General features: G+C 35.4%; 3 protein-coding genes and 1 pseudogene. 3 read left to right on the top strand and 1 reads right to left on the bottom strand.

What is annotated here, in order from left to right:
• The 3 genes and pseudogenes from AC1UFB_RS09490 to AC1UFB_RS09500 all read left to right on the top strand — a co-directional run.
• On the top strand, nt 1-611 hold a 611-nt coding region (locus AC1UFB_RS09490; protein ID WP_482589064.1), incomplete at its 5' end, for a transposase.
• A gap of 92 nt (nt 612-703) precedes the next feature.
• Nucleotides 704-1,294, top strand: coding sequence for a glycosyltransferase family 2 protein (locus AC1UFB_RS09495; RefSeq protein ID WP_482589066.1), 591 nt, complete (start codon nt 704-706; stop codon nt 1,292-1,294).
• Between the two features lie 645 nt (nt 1,295-1,939).
• Nucleotides 1,940-2,565: pseudogene (locus tag AC1UFB_RS09500) on the top strand (transposase); the annotation flags it as partial.
• A gap of 62 nt (nt 2,566-2,627) precedes the next feature.
• On the opposite strand, the gene AC1UFB_RS09505 reads toward AC1UFB_RS09500, so the two are convergent.
• Nucleotides 2,628-2,983 (bottom strand): transposase (locus AC1UFB_RS09505; protein WP_482589068.1); only part of this gene is annotated, 356 nt, incomplete at its 5' end.

A 2,983-nucleotide genomic window follows, 5' to 3' on the forward strand; every position in this document is an offset into this window, starting at 1 on the left:
GCGTTTGGGGTCATCAAGTCGTCCAACTGATGTTGAAAAACGGTGACCAAGCATATCCATACGAGTTTCAGCTATTCCATAAAGAAACAACGGAAAGTAAAATTAAACTCTCCATAGAGATGATTAAACGTGTTCCAGCGCTTCAGCCATCTGTTTACTTACTTTGTGATTTCGCCCGTTCTATTAGAGAAGAAGAGACTGATTTAGTGACAATCGGTCATGAATCTTATCGAGTCTACCGGTACGAAGGTGCCTTAAACGATCTTGATATGGGTGTCGTATTAATGTGCTGGAAGGAAGAACATCCCATGGAACCTAAGCAGATGCGTTGTTTTTTAAGCACCGATACAGAACTGACAACAGAACAAATTTTATCGTATTACAGTCAACGCTGGAGCATCGAGACCTACTTTAAACAGGTCAAAGGCATGGTTGACTTTAACGGTTATCAAGTCCGGAGTGAACGAGCGATTAAGCGTTTTTGGACCCTTGTCCAGTTCACCTATGTTTTTGCGATGTACCTTAGAAAGGCTGTCTTTAAGTTTGTGTATCGTGAAACCACAAATGGAACGTCACTTGAGCAAATTAAAAATGAGCTCCAAGTGGCATAGGGTACCTATCATTTCTAATCGAATGGAAATATTTGCATCTAAAAATGCTCATTATCAGTAAATACTTTGATAGATATGATTGTTTTAAAGCTATGCCACAATTTAAAGAATTTCCATATTCCGTATTAGTAGATCTTTCAGGTGTTTTTATTGTTAATATATTTGATTATAAAAAACAATATACAGGTCATCTAGCTTTTCGGAAAATGCATTATGTTTCTTCTGGTTTTCCAAATAGGGATGCTCTTTTTGACGAGTATACAATGGAGAACCACCTTAGAAAACATGGATATAGTGTTGGTTTTGTAAGTGATGTGGCTATTGAAGCTAGTCAAGACATTTCAATAAAAAACTTCTTAGAACAAAGAATGAGATATGCATATGAAAATATTGTATTTCCAATGCGTTTTACTTTTTACTTGTCGCTACTGCCAATTATGTTAGTTCTCTATATGATTGATACTAAAATTCCACTTATTTTATTTGTAACAACGTCTATTGCCATAACTTTTTGCGGATTATTGGGGCAAATTAACTATGGAAGGTATATAGCTCCTCCATATACATTTTTATTTAGTGCTATTTGGTTTTGGTTTTACCCGATTACATCTTGGATTGCGCTTTATAAGTATCTTACTGGAGGTGTTTATTTTGGGGGGGAAAAAGTTAAAAAGGCAGGATAAAAACCTCTGAAGTAACCAAAAATCCTTCGAATGGTTACTTACTTTTGTGATTTGGCAGACAAAAGTAGTTAGAGTAGATATTATGCTTTTCTAAAATCTGAATCAATACCTCAAAACGCCAAGGAAGAGAAATTGAATCATTCTTTGGTCATATTGAGAACGAGATGGAGATATCTACTTATAAATGATTTGAGGATTTAAAAATAATGAATGATGAGTATATGTTGGATTGCAATTGTCATTGTTATCAATGGGCATATAAGAGATGACTTCACCCCGGTACCAAAGTCATCTCTTATGTGCCTAGCCTCTTTTTTAAAACTGTCTATTATATGAATGTTAGTTCATTTTCTAGAAAAGGTATGCGAGCCTCGGCTTCAAAAGCTTTTCCTCTGCAGAAAATGACTAGGTAGTAGGAAGTCCAATACTACCTTTTCTGTGGATTTGAAATAAAGTCTCATAATTTTAAAAAAAGATTGATAATAAAATCAATCCTGAATTATTCACAGAATTTCTAAAATAGGCTACTATCACCTATCCAATAAGCTTTATCTTAAATCGTTAATGCATTAAAAAAATGAAAAAAGAATCCATTTCTGATAAAGTTAAATCACCACAAAATAACCATCAGAAAGGATTCTTATAATGGCTACTTTACCGCAATTAACTCTTGATTTCAATCGTCAAATTAAAGTAACAAAATGATGGAGGTTCTCTTTCCTCTGATACAGGTGAATTCATCTTTAGAGAGTTTGATGAAAAAATTGGTTTCTTTGAGACATTGGTCAAACACTTAATTTTGAATGACACAAGGGCTTACTACGTTCATTCAAATGAAAATTTGCTTCGTCAAAGATTTATCAAATGATTTCTGGGTATTCCGAAGATGATGCAGCCGATCAGCTAACGAAAGATCCTGTATTTACTCAAATCATTGGAACACAGGCCTTAGCTTCCCAGCCTAGTTTATCTCGCTTTTTTAGACGGTTTGATCAAACATCTATCGAACAATTAGAATTGCCAATCAAGAGTTGCTCGATAAAGTTCATAAGTTCAGAGATTCAAATGCACTCATTTTTGATTTAGATTCTACTCATTCAGATACCTATGTTCATCAAGAGTCGGCGGCTTTAAATGCCCATTATGGTACCATTGGTTTCCACCTATTAGTGGCTTTTGATGGTGCAACAGGCGATTTTTTGAAGGCAAAGCTCCGCCCTGGAAATGTGTATACTTCAAACGGTGTTATTGAATTCATACAATCACTTATCGTGTTCCTCATAATTAAACTTTCCTTGATAAGCATGGATCTCATCAATTATATAAGTTTTACTTAATAATCCGGCATATGAACACCGGCTATTCTTTTTAAAATTTGCTCAGATGCCCCCTCCAAAAAAGCTAGAAAAGAAGAAACAGACTCTTGAATAGCTGCTTTGTTAGGATGGAATCGATTTTGGATGACGGTTTCTTTCAGCCATTTCCAAATCCGTTCAACGGGGTTCAAATTGGGCGAGTACTTCGGCAGAAAGAAACGAATGAGTCGATCCTCATGCTGTTCAAAAAAGGGCTGTAACTCTTTTGCATCATGAATACGAGCACGATCCAACACCATAATAGTGACTTTATTTGGGTAATAGTCGAGCACATACTTCATAAAGGAATGAAAAGCTGGGGCTTTACAATTGT

The sequence above is a fragment of the Priestia sp. KCTC 13724 genome (genome assembly GCF_056820425.1).

What these genes read in the sequence shown, in the direction of transcription:
- AC1UFB_RS09495 (WP_482589066.1), top strand. Translation starts at nt 704, where the DNA reads ATGCCACAATTTAAAGAATTTCCATATTCCGTATTAGTAGATCTTTCA.